Genomic DNA, 17,478 nt, shown 5'->3' with positions numbered 1-17,478 from the left:
CCGGATTTGTCTCGGCGGTTGAACAACATCACACTGCGGGCAAAGCCCGCAGTTTCGGCCTGACGGCCGGGAGGGAAGGGGGGTGGGAAGAGAGTGACCGGACAAGGGGTTCGGTCGCAATCGATCCTACCAGGAGACAGTCCATGAACATCGGTGAAATCCGCAAGAACGCCAACGGCCAGCTGATCGGCTCCGTCGAAACGCTCACCATCACCCGCACCATCGGCCTCCGGCCGGTGACTTCCAGCAACCCGCGCGCGCCCAAGTACGAGATCGTCGCGCTCAACGACCAGCGCCGCTGGGTGATCGTCGGCGCACTGTTCGAACTGTCCTCGAACTCGACCGGCGAGAGCTTCTACCAGGGCAAGATCGACGACCCGTCGATGGCGCAGCCGCTCTACATCGCCGCCTTCCCGCGCGAGGATGGCACGATGGCGGTGGCCTGGCAGCGTCCGCGCCGCCGCAGCAGCCAGCTCGGCTCGGCCGAATACGGCGAGAGCGACATGTTCGGCGCCGACGATGTCAGCGGCAACGACCGCGCTGGCGAGCAGGCCGGCGAAGCCCGCCACGACGATGGCCTGGGCGACAGCACCGCGACCCCTCCGGGCAAGCGCGGCCGCGCCTCGGCCAAGGACGGCGCGGAACACGAAGGCGCGCTGCCGCCCCTCGTCGACGCCTGATCGACCATCCACTCCACTGACGGGGACCCAACCGCGGGTCCCCGTCCCCGTGGAAGGCCGCGCAATCGCCCCCCGCGCGGCCCGAGGCGGAACGCCGGCCTGCCCCCCGCCCGGCGTTCCGCCTCTTCATTTGCCTGGGGCCCCTTGGAGACCATCATCATGCAGACCGACAGCGAACGTTTCGCGTTCGAGACCCGGCGCCACCACGCCTTCGCGAGCACCGGCAATGCCTATGACGCCTCGCAGTGCGACGAGGCGATTGAGACCGGAGACACCCTGATCGTGCTGGCCGAACAGGTGGTGGCGATCGCCATGACCTGGCCGTTCGCGGTGACCGAGACCTGCGGCCAACTCCATGCCCTGTCAGCGCCGCGCCCGGGCGAGAGCCTCGCTGATCTCGCGCGCTCGCTGCATGTCAGGGCGGCCGACTTCCAACACGCCGCTGACTTGGCCCGCCGTCTGGGATTTGCGCTCGACCCGCAGCTGGTGCCGCTGCTGGACTTGCCTGCCGGGTGACCCGGGTTCGCTCGGGTCAGAGCGGAACCGAGGTCTGCGCCTCGAGCGTCTCGCCGGCAGGCGCGGTAACCGCATCGGCAATCACCCGCGCCAGTTCGAGCGCGGCGTCCTCGCGCAGGCATGAACTCGGGGCGGTGATCCCTACGCGCGCCCAGCCCGGGGCGTCGAGGATCGCATGCGCGACAGCAGACGTATCGATTCGTTCCATGCGGACAATGGAACATAGAGAGAACTTATTTGCAAGAAGCGCGGCCGGGCGATTGACACGGACCACCGTCCAACCGAGCATCGGGACATGTGCAACCTCTACCGCATGACCAAGGCAACCGCGGAGATCGCCCATCTGTTCGGCGCGCGGGTAGGCGAGGGCGCCAACTTCGCCGCAGAGGTCTATCCGGGTTATCCCGGCCTCGTCGTCGCAGAGGCCGAGGCCCGCGTCATGACCTGGGGCTTTCCGCTCGCGCTCAAGGGCAAGAGCGGGCAGATACTGAAACCCAAGCCGGTCAACAACGCGCGTGAGGACAAGCTTGGCACCGCATTCTGGCGAGCGAGCTTCGAGCGTCGCCGCTGCCTGATCCCGGTCAGCGCCTGGGCCGAGGCCGAGGGCGCGAAGGGGGCGATGACCCGCACTTGGTATTCGCTGGCGGGCGAAGACATCTTCGCCGTCGCCGGCATTTGGCGCCCGACCGTGGAATGGGGCCGGGCCTATTCGATGGTGATGGTCGATGGCTGCGCCCAGATGGCCGATGTCCATGACCGCATGCCGGTCGTGCTGGAGCGCAGCGACTGGGAGCAATGGCTGGCCGGCGCCCCGGCCGAGGCCTTTGCGCTGTGCCAGACATGCTCAAGCGAGCTTGAGGTCGAGCGCACCCCCGAACGCTGGGCGGCCCGCCGCAGCTGAGCGCGAGGGGAGGGGGACTTGAGCGGGGTCGGATCAACGACACCCGCGAAAGGACCTGACCCATGGGCGACCGCGCTCCCGTTCACATCACCATCGGCGGCGCATGCCCGCGCGAACACCTTGCAGCCTTCGCCGCCCACGCGGGCGACTATGACCTGCGCGTCGAATGGGACGGCGAACCGTTCGATGCCGCGGCGCTCGTCACGGGCGAGCCGCTCGAGCTTTACGGCACCGAGCTCAACGGCGGGCAGATCCCCAAGATCGACGCCTTCTGCGTCACGCATGGACTGCCGTTTCGCCGCTGGTCCGGAGGCTGCCTCGGTGCGTACCTTCCCGAGATCGTCGTGTTCGACGGCAGCGGGCCTTTGCGCGACTACACGGCGAGCGAGGACGAATGGGTTCTCTTTCCCCCGTCGTGGATCAGGAGCTTCACCCGGCTGCGCGACCTCAAGCACGAGATGGCGCGGGCTGAGCTCACCATTCCCGCGTTCCAGATTGTCGGCGGCGACCAATCATGATCGAGGCTTCCGACCCGGAACGCGCCGCCGTGCTCGCCCGATTTCCGCTCTCGCGCGTGAGCGAAGCGTTCCACGACGAGATGCTCGGCGTGCTCCCGCCGGTCCATCTGCGCGGCGCAGCTGGCTTCTTCGTCAGCGAAGCCGTGACCGACGATGTCCACGCTCAGTTCGTGGTGTGCCAAGGCCGGTTCTACGGCGCCTATGTCGCGCTGCGCGATCCCGCGAGCTGGATCACGCACGCCGCGATTGCCGCGTTCGATGCCGCCCAACCTGATCCGCCGGTGCTGAACTGGTATCCGGCGGACGGCCGGTGAGGGGAGGGGGCTTGGCTTCGGTGTTCCTATGGGGAGACCGACCATGCTTCGCACCTACACCGGCATCGGCGCGCGCGCGACGCCGCCCGAGTTTCTGGGCCTGATGACCCGCGCCGCCTTTGCGCTCATGAAGCGCGGCTACGTCTTGCGCTCGGGCCACGCGATCGGTGCCGACAGTGCGTTCGAACGCGGCGCTGGCAGCGCAGCGCAGATCTTCCTGCCGGTCCCGGGCTGGCGCGGCTCGGCAAGCAGCTTCCACGTGGGAACGCTCGGGGCGGAGCTTTGGGGCAGGGCGCGCGAGATCGCCGCCGCGCACCATCTCGCCTTCGCCGAGCTCTCGCGCTTCGTCCAGGACCTCCACACCCGCAACGTCTTCCAGGTGCTCGGGCCCACGCTCGATCGCCCTTCGGAATTCGTGCTGTGCTGGACCGCCGACGGCGAGGCCTCGGGCGGCACCGGCCAGGCGCTGCGCATTGCCGGGGCGCACGGCGTTCCCGTCTACAACCTCCAGCGAGCCCGCGAGCGCGCGCACGTCGAGCGCCACCTCGTCCTCTGATCCTTCAACCCCGCGCGTTTGCGCCGTTCTTCTGTCTGTCCCGGCGGATGATCCGTCCGGGCGCGGCGCGCGCACCAGCGAAAGCCCCCGAGCCATGCCGTCCCACATGCTTTCCCTCGAACTTGCCTGCACTAGCGAGGAGGCCGCGCGTTTCGCTGCGGTCGAGCTGTTCCTTGCCGATCTCGCCGCCGACCCGGCCGCGCAGCCGCCGGGCGAACTCGATGCGGTGTTCGGCGCCAAGGCGCGGGAGACCATCCTCGGGCTTGTCGGCCATCCCGAGCCGCTCGGGATAACCTGCCGCTACGACCGCGACACCGGCGTGATGACGCTGCAGGGGATCGATGGCTGCCCTAACCTCGCCGCGCTGCCTGTCCTGCTGCTCTGGCTCTACCCCGAGAAGCTGCCGATCGCTTATTCGGTCCACGTCACCGAGCGGCCCGAGCTTGCGGTCTGGACGATCGTCTCGCTCCAGCGGATCGAGATCACCCAGCACGCGGACGAAGTGCCTGGTCGGCTCGAAGCCTTACGCGCCACTGCTCCGGGCCCGCGCCGGATTGATCTCCTGCCGACCCGGCCGCTGCCGCGCGCCGAGGACTGAGCCGGGCTCAGGCGGCGGCCTGCGCTTCCCACGTTCGCCGGATCCGCGAGACGCGGGCCGGGAGCGGCTCGCCTTCCTTCCAGAACCGGTGCGCGACGCCTTGCCCAGCGAGCAACGCCTCGAGCGGCTCGGCGACCTCGTTGTCGCGATCGTGGATATGAACCGCGCAGGCTTCCTCGCCGGTGTCCTTCAGCACCAGACTCGCAATCGGCGTGTCGACGTCGAGATTGACCCGCAGGCCCTTCACGAACCGCCGCTTCTCGGCGATCGCCTTGGTGAGAAGGTAGCGCTCGTCGCTGGTCTCATAGGGCAGCCATTCGGGCGTGACCGGCATCAGCGCCACTTCGATCAGATCGAACGTGCCTTCGCGCCGCCGCGCGAATGAGCCCGCGATGACCAGGTGGTCCTGCTTGCCCTTGGCGCCGTGCTGCGCCTGCCACAGCGCGAGTTCGCCCGCGAACCGCTTGTGGAACCGGCGCGCCATGTCCTGGTCCATCACGAACGGCATGTCGCCGACATGGCGCAGGACGATCCGCTCCGCGCCGTGGGAAGCGACGATCTCCTTGATCTCTCCGACGACGACCATCATCTCGTCGCGCGAGCGGTAGACCCGCTCGAGCGCGGCGCGGCGGCGGGCGCGGATGTCCTCCTTGTCCTCGAGCCTGAAGCTTTCAGGCACGAACAGCACGTGGGGCAGGGCTTCGTGCTTTGCCCGGCACGACGCGGCTGCCTCGAGCAGCGCGCGCCGCACGACGAACCAGCTGCGCTTGCCTGCCATCTTGGGATGCCAATGGGTGAGCTCGGCCCGGTCCCACAGGACGTGGAGCAGGCCGCGCATCGAGAGCTTCTGCCCTGACGACTTTACCGTCGGCTTGTCGTTGGTCAGTGCCGCTGGCGCGAGCCGGGCGCTCCCTCGCGAGAGCGGAAAACCGAGCTTGAGGCTGGTCTCACCGCTTGCCTCATCGTCGATGATCGCCGCGCCGCGGACCTGGCCCATGCCGGTCAGGTAATCGGGCGCCTCGTAATGGTCGCAGGCGGTCGCGTGGTGCGCACCCGAGCCTGGCCAGCGCGCCAGCACGTAGCGGTCATTCCTGTGCGAAATGTAGAGCGGCAGGTCGGTCCCCTTGCGGCATTCGCACAGGACCGAGGCCTTTTGCGCGTAGGCTTTGGCCAGAAGCGGCTGAAATTCATCGCCTTCGGCCACGCTGCGGCCGAGCACACGGTATCGCTGGATCATTGGGTCTTGCTCCAATTTCTCGCGATCGACGCTGCCCGTTCGACCTCTCGCGCATCTCCTTCGGTTAGATGCGGCCCCGGATGGGCACGCTGGGATCAGTCTATCGGCCGCTGAATTGTCCCGCAAGTACATCGACTTTGTGGAAAGGCTGGATTGTCCTTGGCACTTGCCAATACCCGGGGTCGAGACGATGAACTGCCGGATGGGCTCTTCACTGACTTTGATCCACACGTCTGACTGGCACCTCGGTCACGAATTGCATGCACATACTCGCGAGGATGAGCACGACGCTTTCCTGGCTTGGCTTCTTGAGCAGATTGAAGAGACCGGAGCCGATGTTCTGCTGGTCACAGGCGACGTTTATGATGTCGCCAACCCACCTATCACTGCGATGCGCCGGCTTTTCACCTTTCTCAATGCAGCGACGCAGCGACGGCCAAATCTTCAAATCATTATCCTTGGCGGCAATCACGATAGTGCGGGTCGTATCGACCTTCCTGCCGCACTGCTTGGGGACGGGAACGTACGTTTCGTCGGTGCACTGCCTCGCCAGAACGGCGCGCCGGACATCGACGCGCTCCTCATTCCACTTGGCGGAACCGACGCGGAACCCGCAGGTCTCCTGGCTGCGATCCCTTTTTGCCGCCCCGGCGACCTTGGCCAACACAGCCTTGCTTCACTCTACGCTGAAGTAGCGGACCGGGCCGTTGCCGAAGCCGGCGACCGTCCGCTGATCCTGACCGGCCACCTGCATGTTGCGGGCGGCGAGGTTTCCGAACTTTCCGAACGCCGCATCGTCGTGGGCGGCCAGGAAGCTGAAGCAGCCAGCCTGTTCGACCCCCGCGCTGCATATGTCGCTCTTGGTCACCTGCACCGGCCGCAGACAATTACCGCGGCAATGCCGGTCCGATATGCCGGCTCTCCCTTTCCCCTCTCGGCGACCGAACGAGGCTATCGCCATTCGCTAACAATCGTCGAGTTCGCGGACGGCAAGGCCAGTTGGCGAGAGGTCCCGATTCCGCGTCCGGCACCCTTTCTTACCGTCCCGGCCGATGGTGCAGCCTCGCTGGATGCGGTCATTGCCGAACTCGAGGCACTGGTCATTGATCCGGACACGCCACCGGGCCGGCGACCATTCCTGGAAATCTCGGTCGCCGTTGACGGGCCAGATCCCCATTTACAGGCGCTGGTGCTTGCCGCGATCGCGGACAAAGCGGTCCGTTTGACGCGGATTCGGCAAGTGCGGGCCGCCGATGCCACCGATCTGGCCGAGGGGTTGACCGGCGATGACCTCGACGAGCTTCTGCCCGCCGACGTCTTCGCCGCGGCGTTCGCAAAGGCCCATCCAGGCGCCGATCTGCCCGGTAGTCTGGCCAGCGCCTTCGAGGAGCTCCTTGTGGCGGTTAACTCGGCGGAGACGGACTAATGCGCGTTCTCGCAATCCGTGGCCGCAACCTGGCGAGCCTCGCCGATGATTTCGAAGTCGACTTCGAGGCTGAGCCGCTTGGCAGTTCGCCGATTTTCGCGATCACCGGTCCGACGGGTGCCGGCAAATCCACGCTCCTTGACGCAGTTTGCCTTGCGCTGTTCCGCGACGTGCCACGACTGCGCAATGCCCCAGCCCAGGGAAACATCGGCAGGGACGGAATCAATCCGCGCGATCCGCGGGCCCTGATGCGTCATGGTGCAAGCGATGCCTTCGCCGAGGTCGACTTCGCCATGCCGGATGGCCAACGCTACCGTGCACGCTGGTCTGTCGCACGGGCACGCACCGGCACCTTGAAAAACGACGAGCACGCCTTCGAGCGCCTGGGTGATGGCGAGCGGCTAGGCGGAACCCGCCGCGAGACCGAAGCTGCCATTCTTGCCGTCATTGGTCTTACTGCAGATCAGTTCTGCCGGGCTGCGCTCCTGGCGCAGGGCGATTTCGACGCATTTGTGAAAGCTGATGCACGCGAACGCGCTGAACTCCTCGAGCGGCTCACGGGTTCGAGCATCTATGCCGAGCTGGGCAAGGCCGCGTTTGCCCGCGCAAGCGAACACAAGCAGCAGATCGCTGCTATCACCCGTGATATTGCCGCTCAGAACGGCCTCGACGACGCCGGGCGCGGGGAACTTGAAGCCGAGCTGGCCGCCGCTGCCGACGGTCTTGCCGACCTGCGGGCGGCGCTTAGCCAACTGGAGGAGGCCGAACGCTGGGAGCGCCGCGGGCAGGAACTAGCGGTGCTGGTTGCGACAGCTGCGGACAGCCACAAGACGGCCCATGATGCGCAAGTCGAAGCGTTGCCGCGGCGCGCCGCCCTGCTGAGAGATAGGGCTGCATTTGTCTTCGCGCCCAAGTGGCAGGCACTGGAGCGCGCGAGAGCAGGCGAACGAGCGCTTGATCATACTCTCGTCGTCTTGCGTTCCGAACTGGCCGGCCATGATGAGCGCGTTCAGCAAGCCGAAGCACATGATCAAGCCAGCGAACTGGCGCTCGCACGCCACCGCGAAGCGACGCGCGTACTTCAGGACGAAATCGGTCGCGCCAGTCAGCTCGATGCGCTGCTCGCGCAAGCAATCCGGCAAGCCGAACTCCAGGCGTCGACATTTCGCGATGCGGGCCAGAATGCGCAGGAGGCGGAACAGGCTCACACCAAGGCTCAGCACGCCCTCGATCAGGCTACGGCAGAGGAGACGCGTTCCAAAACCTGGCTGGCAGAGAACGCGAGCCTTGCCGCGATTGCCGGGCGCGAGGATGAGCTTGCCGAAATCTTCGGCGAACATGCCACCAAAGCTACCCGCCTCTCCAAGATTTTGGGACAATCCGGCGACGCCGAGGCGGCATTGCTGCAGGCCCAAACTGCGTGGAACACTGCACAAGACACGGTCATCCAATGCGCGAACACGCTCAAGGAGCGCGTGCAGGACCGTGAAGCCGCCGAGCGCTCTGTTCCGGATACGACGACTGAGGCGAATCTTGCGGAGCAGCGTGACCGCTTGGGCAAGATCGAACAGCTGATCGAACAAGCCACGACTGCAGCGACTGCGGCGAGCCAAACGGCAGCAGCAATTGCGCGAACCGGCGTGCGGCAACAAAAGAACAGGGAAGATATTGAGGCCAACACTGCTCGCCGGGCGGTGATTGCGAATGAACTTCCCGGTCTGATCACTCGCTCAGGCGAAGCCATGAGGTTGGCTGAACGCTTGGCCACTGCAGCGGATGACGCTGCGCTGCGCCTACGTCAAAGCCTTGTGCCGGGTGAGCCTTGTGCCGTGTGCGGTTCGAGTGATCACCACATTGAGCTGGTAAGCGGCGTCCTGGGCGAACAGGTTTCAGACGCGCGCCGGGAGGCACAGGCTCTCGCACGTGAAGTTGCCGACCGCGAGCAGGAGGCTGCAGGCCTTGTGGCTTCGTTTACGCTGCTCGAAGACCAGCAACGCGAACTCATTGCGGACGCAAAGGTGCAGCAAGACCAGAATGCCGAGGCGACCCAGCGCGTCGCTGACCTGCGTGGAAAGATAGACGATGCCGCAACGGTAGCCGGACTTGATGTGAAAACCGGCAATCTGGGCGAGAGTTTGGCGAGTGCTCGACTGGCGCTCGACAATGCTATGGACGCGGCACGCGCGTCGCGGGCCCGCCGGGACAATTCGATCAATGCCGAGCGTCTCGCGAATGCGGCAGCAGATGAGGCACAAGAACATTTGTCGAAAGCCAAAGAGGCATTCGACCAGCGCAAGCAGGCTCATCTCGATCTCGAAGCCGAAGCCGGAATATTGCGTTCGGATATTGGCCAGCTTGCGGGCCAGCTCGATCGCGCACTCAAGGGAACATGCCATTGGCCTGACCTTGCAAACGGCCAAGCCTGGCTTGCCGACATGTGCCGGCAATGGCGGGAGACAACTGCGAGTGCTCAAGAAGCCGGCGCGCGGGTTGCCACTGCAAGGGCTGTGGTTTCAGACATGCTGATTGCCGCGCGGACGCAGCAGGAACGTCTTGCAACATCCCGCGAGGCCCATGAGGCAGCTCAGGCCGAAGCGGATCAGAGGGCGGAGCAGAGACGAGCTCTACTCGGCGGCGAAGCGGTCGGCGACGTAAATGCCAGGCTCGCCCGAGAAGCTCACGAGTTCGAAACTGCTCGCAATGAGGCTCGTGATCGGCGTGCCGAGGCAGAACGAACTCGGTCGGACACACAGGCGCGCTTGCGTCAAACCGAGCAGCAGATAGTTTCTGCGGGCGAGGCCATCGCCCGTGAAGCCGCAGCTCTGATGGCGGAACTGGCTGCTGGTGCGATCGACGAAGCGGATGTCGCAAAGGTTGCGGCAGCCGGATCGGCAGTACTCAATACCGAAGCCGATGCGCTGGCGCAGATTGATCGTGACGCCAGCAGCGCTGCGCTCCTTCTGGAGCAGCGGCAAGAAGATCTTGCCCGCCATCAGGCGGCCGCGGTCCCGGATATCCTTGGTCAGGCACTGACGGAGGCACTCCAGGTGGCACGCAACAATGCCGAAACCGCAGACCGGCGTCATCGTGAGCTGCAACTGCGGCTGCGCGAAGATGACGCTGTGCGGATTCGCACTGCCGCCCTGCGCGCAGACCTTGAGGCCGCAAATTCAGCGGCAACCGTCTGGCTTACACTCGACGGCCTAATCGGGGACGCGACTGGCAAGAAGTTCCGAAATTTCGCGCAAGGCCTCACCCTCGATCGCCTGCTTGTTCACGCAAATGCTCGGCTTGCGGATCTGAAGCCGCGCTACAGCCTGGCGCGTGGCGAGGGCGGTGACATGATTATCGAAGTCATCGACAATGACATGGCGGGGCAAGTGCGCGGACTGCACAACCTGTCGGGTGGCGAACGTTTCCTCGTCAGTCTGGCGCTTGCCTTAGGTCTGGCCGAAATGTCGACGGCGCGTGGGATGCGGATCGAGAGCCTGTTTATCGATGAAGGTTTTGGTGCCCTGGATCCGGAAAGCCTGGGGCAGGCCCTCGCTTTGCTCGAACACCTGCACGCTGGGGGGCGCCGCGTCGGCGTAATCAGCCACGTCGAGGAATTGAAGGAGCGCATTGCCGCCAAGGTTGAAGTGGCTCCGACCGGCCGCGGGACCAGCGAGGTGCGGGTACTGGTTTCTGGTTGATACAGACCATTCGCCCGCTACGGGGCTTGCGATGGACGATCTGTTTTCTCCTCGCGGCCTTTCCGGGCGGACGCTGACGCGATCCGATCTCGCCCCGCTGGCCGGCGGCCCGCCGCAGGACATAGTCGACTGCGACCTGAGGACGCTGACCTTTCCGGGCTCGACCTGACGGGCTGGCGGTTCGAACGCTGCAATCTGCGCAAGGCCGATTGCAGCGGGACAAAGCTTGAAGGCTCGGTCTGGCAGGGTTGCCGGGCCCCCTTCGTGAGCGTGATCGGCGCCAATCTCAGCGAAGCCGCGTTCTTGGGCGGCGACTTCAACAATTCTGTCTGGCGGCGCGCGACGCTGACCTCGGCGAAGTTCATTGGCACAAAGCTCACCGGGGCGGACTTCTCCGAAGCGCGCGCGATGCATGTCCAGTTCGAGGAAGTGCTGCTGGTCAGCGCCAAGTTGCCCGGGTTCTCGTTCCGCAAGGACACCCTGCGCCGGGTCGACTTTTCCGGCGCCGACCTGCGCAAGGGCGACTTCCGGATGGCGGTTTTCGAGGACTGCAGCCTGCGCGAGGCGATGGTGGCTGGATCCCGCTTCGAAGGATCGGACCTGCGCGGTACGGATCTTGGCGGGCTGCGCCTGGTTGACGCGGGGCTGTTCCGCGGCGCGACGATCTCACGCGAACAGGCCGGGCAACTGCTCGGCGAACTCGGGCTCAACGTCCGCTAGGTCTGGGGCAGGGGGTTCAGCCCTCGCTTTGCTCGAGGTTCTCGACGACGCCATCGGCAAGGCCGAGGCACAGCGCGGCTTCCTCGCGGGTCAGCACGATCTCGCTTGCGGAGTGATCGGCTAGTTTCTTGCCCAGCACCACCGACACCGCGCGGGCAACCTGCAGTGCGCTCGGCATTTCCCCTCGATCGTCCATCGCTCTGACTCCTTGGATTTCGGACACGGTTCTGCCTGCGGCAGTCGGTCCTGCGCTTCGCGACATGACGGAAATATACCGGACCTGGTGCTGGTTGGCGAGGTAAAGGCGGAGGAGGGGCACCCCGGCACCCGCGCCCCGCGCGGGCTGGGGGCGACCCGCTCTACTCGCTAGGGCGCGCGTCGGTGCTGGCGCACCGCCGCCCATCCAAGCTCGCCGGCATGGGATGCCGGCCCTGCGGGTGACGATCGGGGCCAAGGGTGTGGGGCGGACAGTTGGGGGCATTGGCGCTGCGGCGCGCTGCGGCTAGGGTCTGCCCTATGCCCGTTGTCCTCGCTGCCGCCGCCCTGTGTTTGTCGCCTTCGGTCCACGACGGCGACACGATCCGTTGCGGCCGCGAGCGCGTGCGCATCGCCAATATCGACGCGCCCGAACTTCCCGATAGCCCGAAGTGCCAGGACCGGCGCCGGTCCTACGCTTGGTGCGACTTTGCCGCGGGCGAAGCCTCGCGCGTGGCGCTCGTCCGGCTGCTGTCGCGGGGCCGGGTTATGATCGAGCGGCAAGGGACCGATCCATATGGGCGGACGCTGGCCACTGTCTCGGTCGGCGGCGTGGACGCCGGCGACTACCTGATCGCGCAGGGGCTCGCGCGGCCCTGGCGCTGAGCGCTCACTTCGAGGGGCGGCTGTTCGGACCTCCGCGAGCTCTTCACTGGTGCGGTACCCGCGTTTGAGGCCGGGGCAGTTGTGCGGGCGGGGCCAGTCGCGGTGCGCCTCGTTCTGACAATACCGTCGATGAGGCCGCTCGGCGGCCAGCGAAAGTGTGGTTGGCGTATGCGCAGCGGGGCAAGGTCGGGGCCGGGCTGAATGGCGGCCAAGGCTGACGTGTCCAGAGCTTGCTGCCCTTCCGGCATGAATTGACGAAACCGCCCTCCGTTTGCCGATGAACCCTGCGGCGCCAGTCCCTGGCCGCAACCCAAAAGCAGCGGACCGTGAAGCCCTTGCAGGGCTTGCCGCACCACTCCTCGCTTTTGGGTTTCCCTCGCGTGCCGCTCGGTGCGGGCCCGGGCCTATCGGCGCCGCCTGTCTGGTTCATCGGCGGGCGGTTCCGCCGAATTCAACACCGGAGAAAGCTCATGAAGAACCTCGTCATCCTGATCGGCCGCATCGCGTCCGCCCCCGAAACCCGCCACGCCGGCGAGACCGCGATCACCACCTTCACCCTCGTCACCGACCGGCCCAAGCTGGTCGACGGCAAGACGGTCAAGAACGAGGCCGGCTACACCGAGACGATCCCCGAGTTTCACCGCATCACCGCCTTCAATGGCCTCGGCACTTCGGTCGCCAAGCACAAGAAGAAGGGCGATCTGGTCGAGGTCCAGGGCCGCCTCCACTACTCGAAGTGGACCGACCGGGAAGGCGTCGAGCGCTACGCGGTCGAGATCGTCTCCGAGGAAGTCCTCTTCCTCTAAGCCGAGCCGGGGAGGCGGCGCTGCCGCCTCCCTTTCGGGCCTTCGGCTGCGATGTCGGTTCCATACAAGTTCGGATTTTCGATTCATCCCAGCAAGTTGCTGCGACCCGAAGGGCCTGAACGCAGCAATGCCAAGGGTTCTCGACTTTACGGCGGCTCTGAATTTCAGGGCCGCCTCTTTTATGCCTTGGCTCTCGTCGCTCGCACTGACCGGTGCGAAAAATTCAACGGCCCCGGCTCTTTTCGCACTTGCAGCATGGAAGGGTGCGACCCATATAAAGTGTGCCTTTCAGGCATCCTCTCCCAAGACTTTCACGGGGCCGGCAGCAATGCTGGCCCTATTTTTTTGTTCATGGCGCCCGCGAATACTCGTCCATGAACTGGCAATTCCTCGCGACGCCCCATAGGGTCTGGCATCACCAATTCGAGGAAGCCTGACGATCATGGCCGATGAAACCCTGCTGGACCACGTTGCCGACATCGTCTCTGCCCATGTCAGCAATAATTCGGTCTCGGCAGCAGACCTCCCGGGCCTGATCCAGTCGGTCTATGCTTCGCTTGCCGCGCTCGGCCAGGCACCCGAGGCGGTCGAGGAAAAGCTCACCCCCGCAGTCTCGGTCCGCGCGTCGGTCAAGCCCGACGCCGTGACCTGTCTCGACTGCGGCGCCAGGATGAAGATGCTCAAGCGTCACCTTGGCACTGACCACGGTATGACACCCGCCGAGTACCGCGCGCGCTGGAACCTTCCGGCCGATTATCCGATGGTAGCACCTGACTATGCGGCGAAGCGCAAGGAACTAGCGGTCCGGATCGGCCTCGGCCGCAAGCCGAAGGCCGCTTTGCCAGAAGCACCTGCGAAGGCGCCCAAGGTCGCCAGTCCGCGCAAGAAGCTCGGTGTGGCGTTCGGATCGGCGGACGCCGCCTAATCCGAAGTCATCTAAGTTATTGATTTAACATAAGAAATATTATCAATCTCGACGGTCTCTGCAAAATAGAGATGTCACTGCTCAACCTTTTGCCCTGTCGTTTGCCTGGTCGAGCAGGTCCATGAATGTGCGCGCCGCATCGCGGTCGCGCGCGTCCTTGAAGGCGACGTCGAGGTCCGGCGCGGAACCCAGCATGTAGAGCAGCGACCACATCGCGAACCGGCGGCCCTTGTCAGTCTCGAGACCGAACTCAACCTGCATTCGCTCGACGCCGCTGGTCAAAGCCTCAGGCGAAACCGCTCCGAGATCATCGGTCCCAAAGAAGCGCCTCATCTGGTCGTCGAATTCCATCCAGGATGTCTCCTCAACCGCATTATCGCTTTGCCGCCAGCCTCTGCGGGCTAGACGGCCGCGTTGATCCGCTCCTCGATTTCCGCGAGGCGCGACACCAACTCGTCGAAGGCTGGCGGTTCCTCCATGAACATTTCCGCCATGGCAGCATAGTCGGCCGCGAGTTCGTCGCGCATTGCGTCGGTGACCGAGAGCCGCAATGTGCCGAGCTGCGCCGTCCCATAAGAGGCCTTGGCATCGGCAAAGAGCAGACTCTTGTTCCTGACGACCTGCGAGAGCAGCTCTCGCTCGGCCAATGCCCGCTCAGTGACCCCTGCAGCATCGAGCATGAACACGTCGTAGAAGTGGCGCGAGAGACCTGCCCTTAGTTTGCCGCTGTGGTGCAGCGCATGCAGGATCGTCGCCTTCTCCCAGTAGGTCCTCTCGAGCGCCAAAGTCGGCACAGTCGTTACCGCATCAGGCATTTCGCCCGGAAAGTCCTCGGCGACGTAGGGTACGATGTCGCGCTGCTCGAATGGCTCGGGATCGCCCCTCGCCCCAAATTCGAGCTTGATCCGCGGCTGCACGTAGCCCGTGCGCCCGCCATAATCGTTGCCGTAGTCGAGGCCGTAACCCGAGGATGCCGGGTAGTTGAACAGGATGGTCTGCCGATCCCCGTCATCGGGATCGGCCTCAAGGCTCCAGCCCTCGCGGGTGCCCAGGGCCTCCTCGATCGCTTGCGTGAGCGACGGCTGCAGGATCGTCGTGACCCATTCTTGCGCAGCAGCGCTGAGCGCCTTGCCGCGGCGTTCGCGCTCCTTGCCGCTGATCTCGCTCGCCATTGGCGAAGCGACCTCACCGAGCAGCGGCGCCGTGCGATTGATGGTGAGGTCGATGTCTTCCGAGAACCGCTTGATGATCCCGAAAGCCTTGGAGAGCGAGGTCCCGCCCTTGAAGGTCAGGACCGCGGCGAGTTCGGGCGCGCCCATCAGCCGGCGCAGGGTCCAGCATACCCAGAAGTCCTTCTCGACGATGAGCGGTGTGAGATCGCGGCGCGCAGCTGCTTCGGCAAAGAACGTCCGTCGTTCATCGGCAGGCCGCCTGGCAAATTCATCCATGATGCGCTGCTCCGATCTTCAGTACGACATCGCCCATCCACCCCGGCATTTGCGGGCGGCCCTTGAGCAGTGCCTGCACGTCCTTGTCGTCGAGCCGCGCGGCGAGCTGCGAAATCGCATCGGCATCGACTTTGTCCCGCCCGAGCCCGGCCAGCAACTGGACCACGCCGTTGGCAACCTCCGAGGCATGACCCAACACCGGGGCGCGGCTGTGCTTGAGCGTAACACTGCGGCCTGCGGCCTTGCTCACGCGGGTTCGTCCCGTCGTCGCATAGCTCGTTCTCGCCGGCACTTGTGTTGAAAGGCCGAGCCTGTTCGCCGCCGCAGCGGCTGAGGGTGCAAGCTTATCGCCGCTTTGCGCCGATACGGCCTGCGCGATCATCTCGGCGTCCGGTGTCAGCGCGCCCAGCTTGTCGTGCAGCCGCGGATAGTCGTAGAGGCCACGTCCGATCCTGCGAATCTCGCCCGCTTGCGCGAGGCGCGACAGTGCCATGTCGACCGAGCCGCGCGTGCCGAAGTCGATGAAGTGCCTGGGCGTGAAGACCCACCCCCGCCCCTTCGCGCGAACGCGCTTCATGATTTTGTCGGCCACGGCGGACATGATTCGAGTGCTCCTTTCGTTAGAAACTAGCACACATATTTCTAACAAACCATATCCTCCAGAAAGGCTCCCTGATGACCATCATGATCATCATCACCGCCTGCCTGCCTATCATCAGCGTCGTGGTTCCGGCATTGGTGATGGTGATCATCGGCAGGAGCGACTTGCATCGGCGGTCCGATCATATGGAGCGGCCCCGTTGGGATTGTCGCACTCGGTCCCGCGCGCCCTAACGGGCTGCGCTCCTGCGGGTGCGAAGTTTCCTCGCATTGGGCCGCCGGCACTCTCGCCTCCGCCTCCGTCGCCGTCCCGAGCCCGTGCGATGCACCGGGCCACGGGCCGACTGACTGTCTCCGGCAAGGGGTCCGTCTTTGGTGTTGGCCGCGCCGAAGACGGCGCATCCAGGGCGCCCCGCTTCAAGCCTGAGTTCTGCCTTGCCGAGTGCGCAATGGCGGGACGCAGACGAACTGTGTTTTGCGGTTAACCCCGAACGCCCGCGAGGGGGTTCGAGGGCAAAACCGTAATCTCTCTCTCATCTCGGTGGCTGAGCGAAATCAGCATCGCCATAGCATGACGCCTGGGAGATTGGCGGCAGTCAAGGATCGCGGGTGCCCCCCGATTTTGGCCTGCGGCGACTGGCGTCTTGCGAGCAAAAATCGGCTCCCCCCACGCCCGCTTTTCGCGGCGGCAGCGCATTCGCGCCGCCGTCCCTGACTGCCTGACTCCGGCGTCCCTCCGATGGGCATCTTTCATCAGTCCGATGAGAGACAATTCCCTTTGGAGGTTATCATGACGGACCGTTTCTCGAACTTCGCCGACCTTGCCGAACACTATGCGCGTGAAGTCGCCACGCCCGACTACGCCCGGGCGTTCATGGAGCAGACCGAATTTGCCAAGCTCTCGATCGAGCACGAACCGAGCAGCAGCGAAATGCCCGACCCTGAGGTGGCGCAGGCGGCAATCGAAATGATGCTGGCAACGGTCTTCGACCTGTTCCGCGACACCCGGATGGAAGACTTCGCGAGCGAAGTCGCCTGGGGCATCGCCAACAGCTTCCATGTCGTGGCGAAGCGCCTCGATGACCGCGAGGACGGACTCGCGAACCGGCTGCAGGAGAAGCTGCGCGAGTACGACCCGAGCGAGGTCTATGCGACCGACCTTGAGGACCTCACCATGCAGGCCCGCAGCCTTGCCGAATGCCGCGATGCGATGGAATGCATGCGCGACCATGCCGCACGGATCTACCTCGTCGAAACCGGCCGCCCTTTCTCGCCGGTCCGCGGCTCGCGGGTGTCGTCGAAGACCAACGCCTCGATGATCGAAGCGCGCGATTATCTCGCGGCACAGAAGGCGCAGCGGCGCGAGCAGTTCGCCCCCTCGGGTCCGGTCGTGGTGTTCTCGGGCGGGCAGCAGTTCACCGACATTGCGCTGGTCGAAGACTACCTCGATGCGATCCATGCCCGGGTGCCCTCGATGGCGCTGGCGACGACTGCCCAGAACAAGGGCGCGGACGTGATCGCGGCGGCATGGGCCTCGCGCCACAATGTCCCGGTGATTCTGTGCAAGCCCGATACGTCGCGGGGACCTTCAGCGCCCTATCAGCGCTGTCAATCGGCGTGCAAACGGGACCCCCTATCGGCGCGCAAAAGGGACCCCCTTTCACGATGGCGCAAGGTTGA

20 protein-coding genes and 1 pseudogene are annotated in these 17,478 nt (G+C 65.2%); 15 read left to right on the top strand and 6 right to left on the bottom strand.

Features of this window, described 5'->3' with window-relative positions; all coding sequences use genetic code 11:
• Window positions 1-143 precede the first annotated feature (143 nt).
• Together AC3WLD_RS16185 and AC3WLD_RS16180 are read left to right on the top strand one after the other, a co-directional pair.
• The gene (locus tag AC3WLD_RS16185; protein ID WP_293680316.1) at window positions 144-680 is read left to right on the top strand and encodes a DUF736 domain-containing protein; all 537 of its coding nucleotides are present in this window, start codon (window positions 144-146) and stop codon (window positions 678-680) included.
• 144 nt (window positions 681-824) lie between these two features.
• A complete protein-coding gene (locus AC3WLD_RS16180; RefSeq protein WP_492558006.1) occupies window positions 825-1,196 on the top strand; it encodes a hypothetical protein in 372 nt (123 codons plus the stop codon).
• Between the two features lie 16 nt (window positions 1,197-1,212).
• On the opposite strand, the gene AC3WLD_RS16175 is transcribed toward AC3WLD_RS16180, so the two are convergent.
• Entirely contained in the window at window positions 1,213-1,404 is a 192-nt protein-coding gene (locus AC3WLD_RS16175; RefSeq protein ID WP_492558005.1) for a DUF6771 family protein, read from the bottom strand.
• A gap of 87 nt (window positions 1,405-1,491) precedes the next feature.
• Here AC3WLD_RS16175 and AC3WLD_RS16170 point away from each other — a divergent pair, with 87 nt between their 5' ends.
• The 5 genes from AC3WLD_RS16170 (at window position 1,492) to AC3WLD_RS16150 (ending at window position 4,083) form a co-directional block, all read left to right on the top strand.
• A complete protein-coding gene (locus AC3WLD_RS16170; protein WP_492558004.1) occupies window positions 1,492-2,097 on the top strand; it encodes an SOS response-associated peptidase in 606 nt (201 codons plus the stop codon).
• A gap of 62 nt (window positions 2,098-2,159) precedes the next feature.
• Window positions 2,160-2,615, top strand: a complete 456-nt coding sequence (locus AC3WLD_RS16165) for a hypothetical protein (RefSeq protein WP_492558003.1) — start codon at window positions 2,160-2,162, stop codon at window positions 2,613-2,615.
• Window positions 2,612-2,929 carry a hypothetical protein gene (locus AC3WLD_RS16160; RefSeq protein WP_492558002.1) on the top strand — a complete coding sequence of 106 codons (318 nt, stop codon included), beginning with the start codon at window positions 2,612-2,614 and terminating at the stop codon, window positions 2,927-2,929. The genes AC3WLD_RS16165 and AC3WLD_RS16160 overlap by 4 nt, the downstream gene beginning before the upstream one ends.
• 43 nt (window positions 2,930-2,972) lie before the next feature.
• Window positions 2,973-3,485, top strand: coding sequence for a hypothetical protein (locus AC3WLD_RS16155; RefSeq protein ID WP_492558001.1), 513 nt, complete (start codon window positions 2,973-2,975; stop codon window positions 3,483-3,485).
• Window positions 3,486-3,591: 106 nt separating this feature from the next.
• Complete coding sequence (locus AC3WLD_RS16150) at window positions 3,592-4,083, top strand: hypothetical protein (protein ID WP_492558000.1); 492 nt, start codon at window positions 3,592-3,594, stop codon at window positions 4,081-4,083.
• Between the two features lie 7 nt (window positions 4,084-4,090).
• On the opposite strand, the gene AC3WLD_RS16145 is transcribed toward AC3WLD_RS16150, so the two are convergent.
• A complete protein-coding gene (locus AC3WLD_RS16145) occupies window positions 4,091-5,320 on the bottom strand; it encodes a DUF1173 domain-containing protein (protein WP_492557999.1) in 1,230 nt (409 codons plus the stop codon).
• Between the two features lie 202 nt (window positions 5,321-5,522).
• Between AC3WLD_RS16145 and AC3WLD_RS16140 the strand changes: the two genes are divergently transcribed.
• From AC3WLD_RS16140 to AC3WLD_RS16130, 3 genes and pseudogenes are all read left to right on the top strand, one after another.
• Complete coding sequence (locus AC3WLD_RS16140) at window positions 5,523-6,746, top strand: exonuclease SbcCD subunit D C-terminal domain-containing protein (RefSeq protein ID WP_492557998.1); 1,224 nt, start codon at window positions 5,523-5,525, stop codon at window positions 6,744-6,746.
• The gene (locus AC3WLD_RS16135) at window positions 6,746-10,438 is read left to right on the top strand and encodes an AAA family ATPase (protein WP_492557997.1); all 3,693 of its coding nucleotides are present in this window, start codon (window positions 6,746-6,748) and stop codon (window positions 10,436-10,438) included. The genes AC3WLD_RS16140 and AC3WLD_RS16135 overlap by 1 nt, the downstream gene beginning before the upstream one ends.
• A gap of 31 nt (window positions 10,439-10,469) precedes the next feature.
• Window positions 10,470-11,158, top strand: a pseudogene (locus tag AC3WLD_RS16130) (pentapeptide repeat-containing protein).
• A 16-nt stretch (window positions 11,159-11,174) separates the two neighbouring features.
• On the opposite strand, the gene AC3WLD_RS16125 reads toward AC3WLD_RS16130, so the two are convergent.
• Window positions 11,175-11,354, bottom strand: coding sequence for a hypothetical protein (locus AC3WLD_RS16125; RefSeq protein WP_492557996.1), 180 nt, complete (start codon window positions 11,352-11,354; stop codon window positions 11,175-11,177).
• A 320-nt stretch (window positions 11,355-11,674) separates the two neighbouring features.
• Here AC3WLD_RS16125 and AC3WLD_RS16120 point away from each other — a divergent pair, with 320 nt between their 5' ends.
• The 3 genes from AC3WLD_RS16120 to AC3WLD_RS16110 all read left to right on the top strand — a co-directional run bounded on the left by AC3WLD_RS16120 (window position 11,675) and on the right by AC3WLD_RS16110 (window position 13,750).
• Window positions 11,675-12,019, top strand: coding sequence for a thermonuclease family protein (locus tag AC3WLD_RS16120; protein ID WP_293680351.1), 345 nt, complete (start codon window positions 11,675-11,677; stop codon window positions 12,017-12,019).
• A gap of 470 nt (window positions 12,020-12,489) precedes the next feature.
• A complete protein-coding gene (locus AC3WLD_RS16115; RefSeq protein WP_492557995.1) occupies window positions 12,490-12,825 on the top strand; it encodes a single-stranded DNA-binding protein in 336 nt (111 codons plus the stop codon).
• Between the two features lie 442 nt (window positions 12,826-13,267).
• Window positions 13,268-13,750 (top strand): Ros/MucR family transcriptional regulator, encoded by a 483-nt coding sequence (locus AC3WLD_RS16110; RefSeq protein ID WP_492557994.1) that lies wholly within the window; start codon window positions 13,268-13,270, stop codon window positions 13,748-13,750.
• A gap of 81 nt (window positions 13,751-13,831) precedes the next feature.
• Here AC3WLD_RS16110 and AC3WLD_RS16105 read toward each other — a convergent pair whose 3' ends face one another.
• The 3 genes from AC3WLD_RS16105 to AC3WLD_RS16095 are packed head-to-tail and all read right to left on the bottom strand — an operon-like array spanning window position 13,832 to window position 15,799.
• Entirely contained in the window at window positions 13,832-14,101 is a 270-nt protein-coding gene (locus AC3WLD_RS16105; RefSeq protein WP_492557993.1) for a hypothetical protein, read from the bottom strand.
• Between the two features lie 50 nt (window positions 14,102-14,151).
• Window positions 14,152-15,198 carry a nucleotidyl transferase AbiEii/AbiGii toxin family protein gene (locus AC3WLD_RS16100; RefSeq protein WP_492557992.1) on the bottom strand — a complete coding sequence of 349 codons (1,047 nt, stop codon included), beginning with the start codon at window positions 15,196-15,198 and terminating at the stop codon, window positions 14,152-14,154.
• A complete protein-coding gene (locus tag AC3WLD_RS16095) occupies window positions 15,191-15,799 on the bottom strand; it encodes a DUF6088 family protein (RefSeq protein WP_492557991.1) in 609 nt (202 codons plus the stop codon). Before AC3WLD_RS16095 ends, AC3WLD_RS16100 begins: the two co-directional genes overlap by 8 nt.
• Before the next feature lie 74 nt (window positions 15,800-15,873).
• Between AC3WLD_RS16095 and AC3WLD_RS16090 the strand changes: the two genes are divergently transcribed.
• Both AC3WLD_RS16090 and AC3WLD_RS16085 read left to right on the top strand, forming a co-directional pair.
• A complete protein-coding gene (locus tag AC3WLD_RS16090; RefSeq protein ID WP_492557990.1) occupies window positions 15,874-16,032 on the top strand; it encodes a hypothetical protein in 159 nt (52 codons plus the stop codon).
• A gap of 556 nt (window positions 16,033-16,588) precedes the next feature.
• Window positions 16,589-17,478: DUF2493 domain-containing protein (locus tag AC3WLD_RS16085; RefSeq protein WP_492557989.1), on the top strand; the 890-nt coding region annotated here is incomplete at its 3' end.

The sequence above is a fragment of the Novosphingobium sp. FW305-C-111 genome (assembly GCF_058783565.1).
This window is presented reverse-complemented; position numbering and strand designations above follow the sequence as displayed.

Bases quoted from the DNA above. Each gene is read 5' to 3' on its own strand.
- AC3WLD_RS16185 (WP_293680316.1), top strand. From the start codon at position 144: ATGAACATCGGTGAAATCCGCAAGAACGCCAACGGCCAGCTGATCGGC.
- AC3WLD_RS16175 (WP_492558005.1), bottom strand. From the start codon at position 1,404: ATGGAACGAATCGATACGTCTGCTGTCGCGCATGCGATCCTCGACGCC.
- AC3WLD_RS16170 (WP_492558004.1), top strand. From the start codon at position 1,492: ATGTGCAACCTCTACCGCATGACCAAGGCAACCGCGGAGATCGCCCAT.
- AC3WLD_RS16165 (WP_492558003.1), top strand. From the start codon at position 2,160: ATGGGCGACCGCGCTCCCGTTCACATCACCATCGGCGGCGCATGCCCG.
- AC3WLD_RS16160 (WP_492558002.1), top strand. From the start codon at position 2,612: ATGATCGAGGCTTCCGACCCGGAACGCGCCGCCGTGCTCGCCCGATTT.
- AC3WLD_RS16155 (WP_492558001.1), top strand. From the start codon at position 2,973: ATGCTTCGCACCTACACCGGCATCGGCGCGCGCGCGACGCCGCCCGAG.
- AC3WLD_RS16150 (WP_492558000.1), top strand. From the start codon at position 3,592: ATGCTTTCCCTCGAACTTGCCTGCACTAGCGAGGAGGCCGCGCGTTTC.
- AC3WLD_RS16145 (WP_492557999.1), bottom strand. From the start codon at position 5,320: ATGATCCAGCGATACCGTGTGCTCGGCCGCAGCGTGGCCGAAGGCGAT.
- AC3WLD_RS16140 (WP_492557998.1), top strand. From the start codon at position 5,523: ATGGGCTCTTCACTGACTTTGATCCACACGTCTGACTGGCACCTCGGT.
- AC3WLD_RS16135 (WP_492557997.1), top strand. From the start codon at position 6,746: ATGCGCGTTCTCGCAATCCGTGGCCGCAACCTGGCGAGCCTCGCCGAT.
- AC3WLD_RS16125 (WP_492557996.1), bottom strand. From the start codon at position 11,354: ATGGACGATCGAGGGGAAATGCCGAGCGCACTGCAGGTTGCCCGCGCG.
- AC3WLD_RS16120 (WP_293680351.1), top strand. From the start codon at position 11,675: ATGCCCGTTGTCCTCGCTGCCGCCGCCCTGTGTTTGTCGCCTTCGGTC.
- AC3WLD_RS16115 (WP_492557995.1), top strand. From the start codon at position 12,490: ATGAAGAACCTCGTCATCCTGATCGGCCGCATCGCGTCCGCCCCCGAA.
- AC3WLD_RS16110 (WP_492557994.1), top strand. From the start codon at position 13,268: ATGGCCGATGAAACCCTGCTGGACCACGTTGCCGACATCGTCTCTGCC.
- AC3WLD_RS16105 (WP_492557993.1), bottom strand. From the start codon at position 14,101: ATGGAATTCGACGACCAGATGAGGCGCTTCTTTGGGACCGATGATCTC.
- AC3WLD_RS16100 (WP_492557992.1), bottom strand. From the start codon at position 15,198: ATGGATGAATTTGCCAGGCGGCCTGCCGATGAACGACGGACGTTCTTT.
- AC3WLD_RS16095 (WP_492557991.1), bottom strand. From the start codon at position 15,799: ATGTCCGCCGTGGCCGACAAAATCATGAAGCGCGTTCGCGCGAAGGGG.
- AC3WLD_RS16090 (WP_492557990.1), top strand. From the start codon at position 15,874: ATGACCATCATGATCATCATCACCGCCTGCCTGCCTATCATCAGCGTC.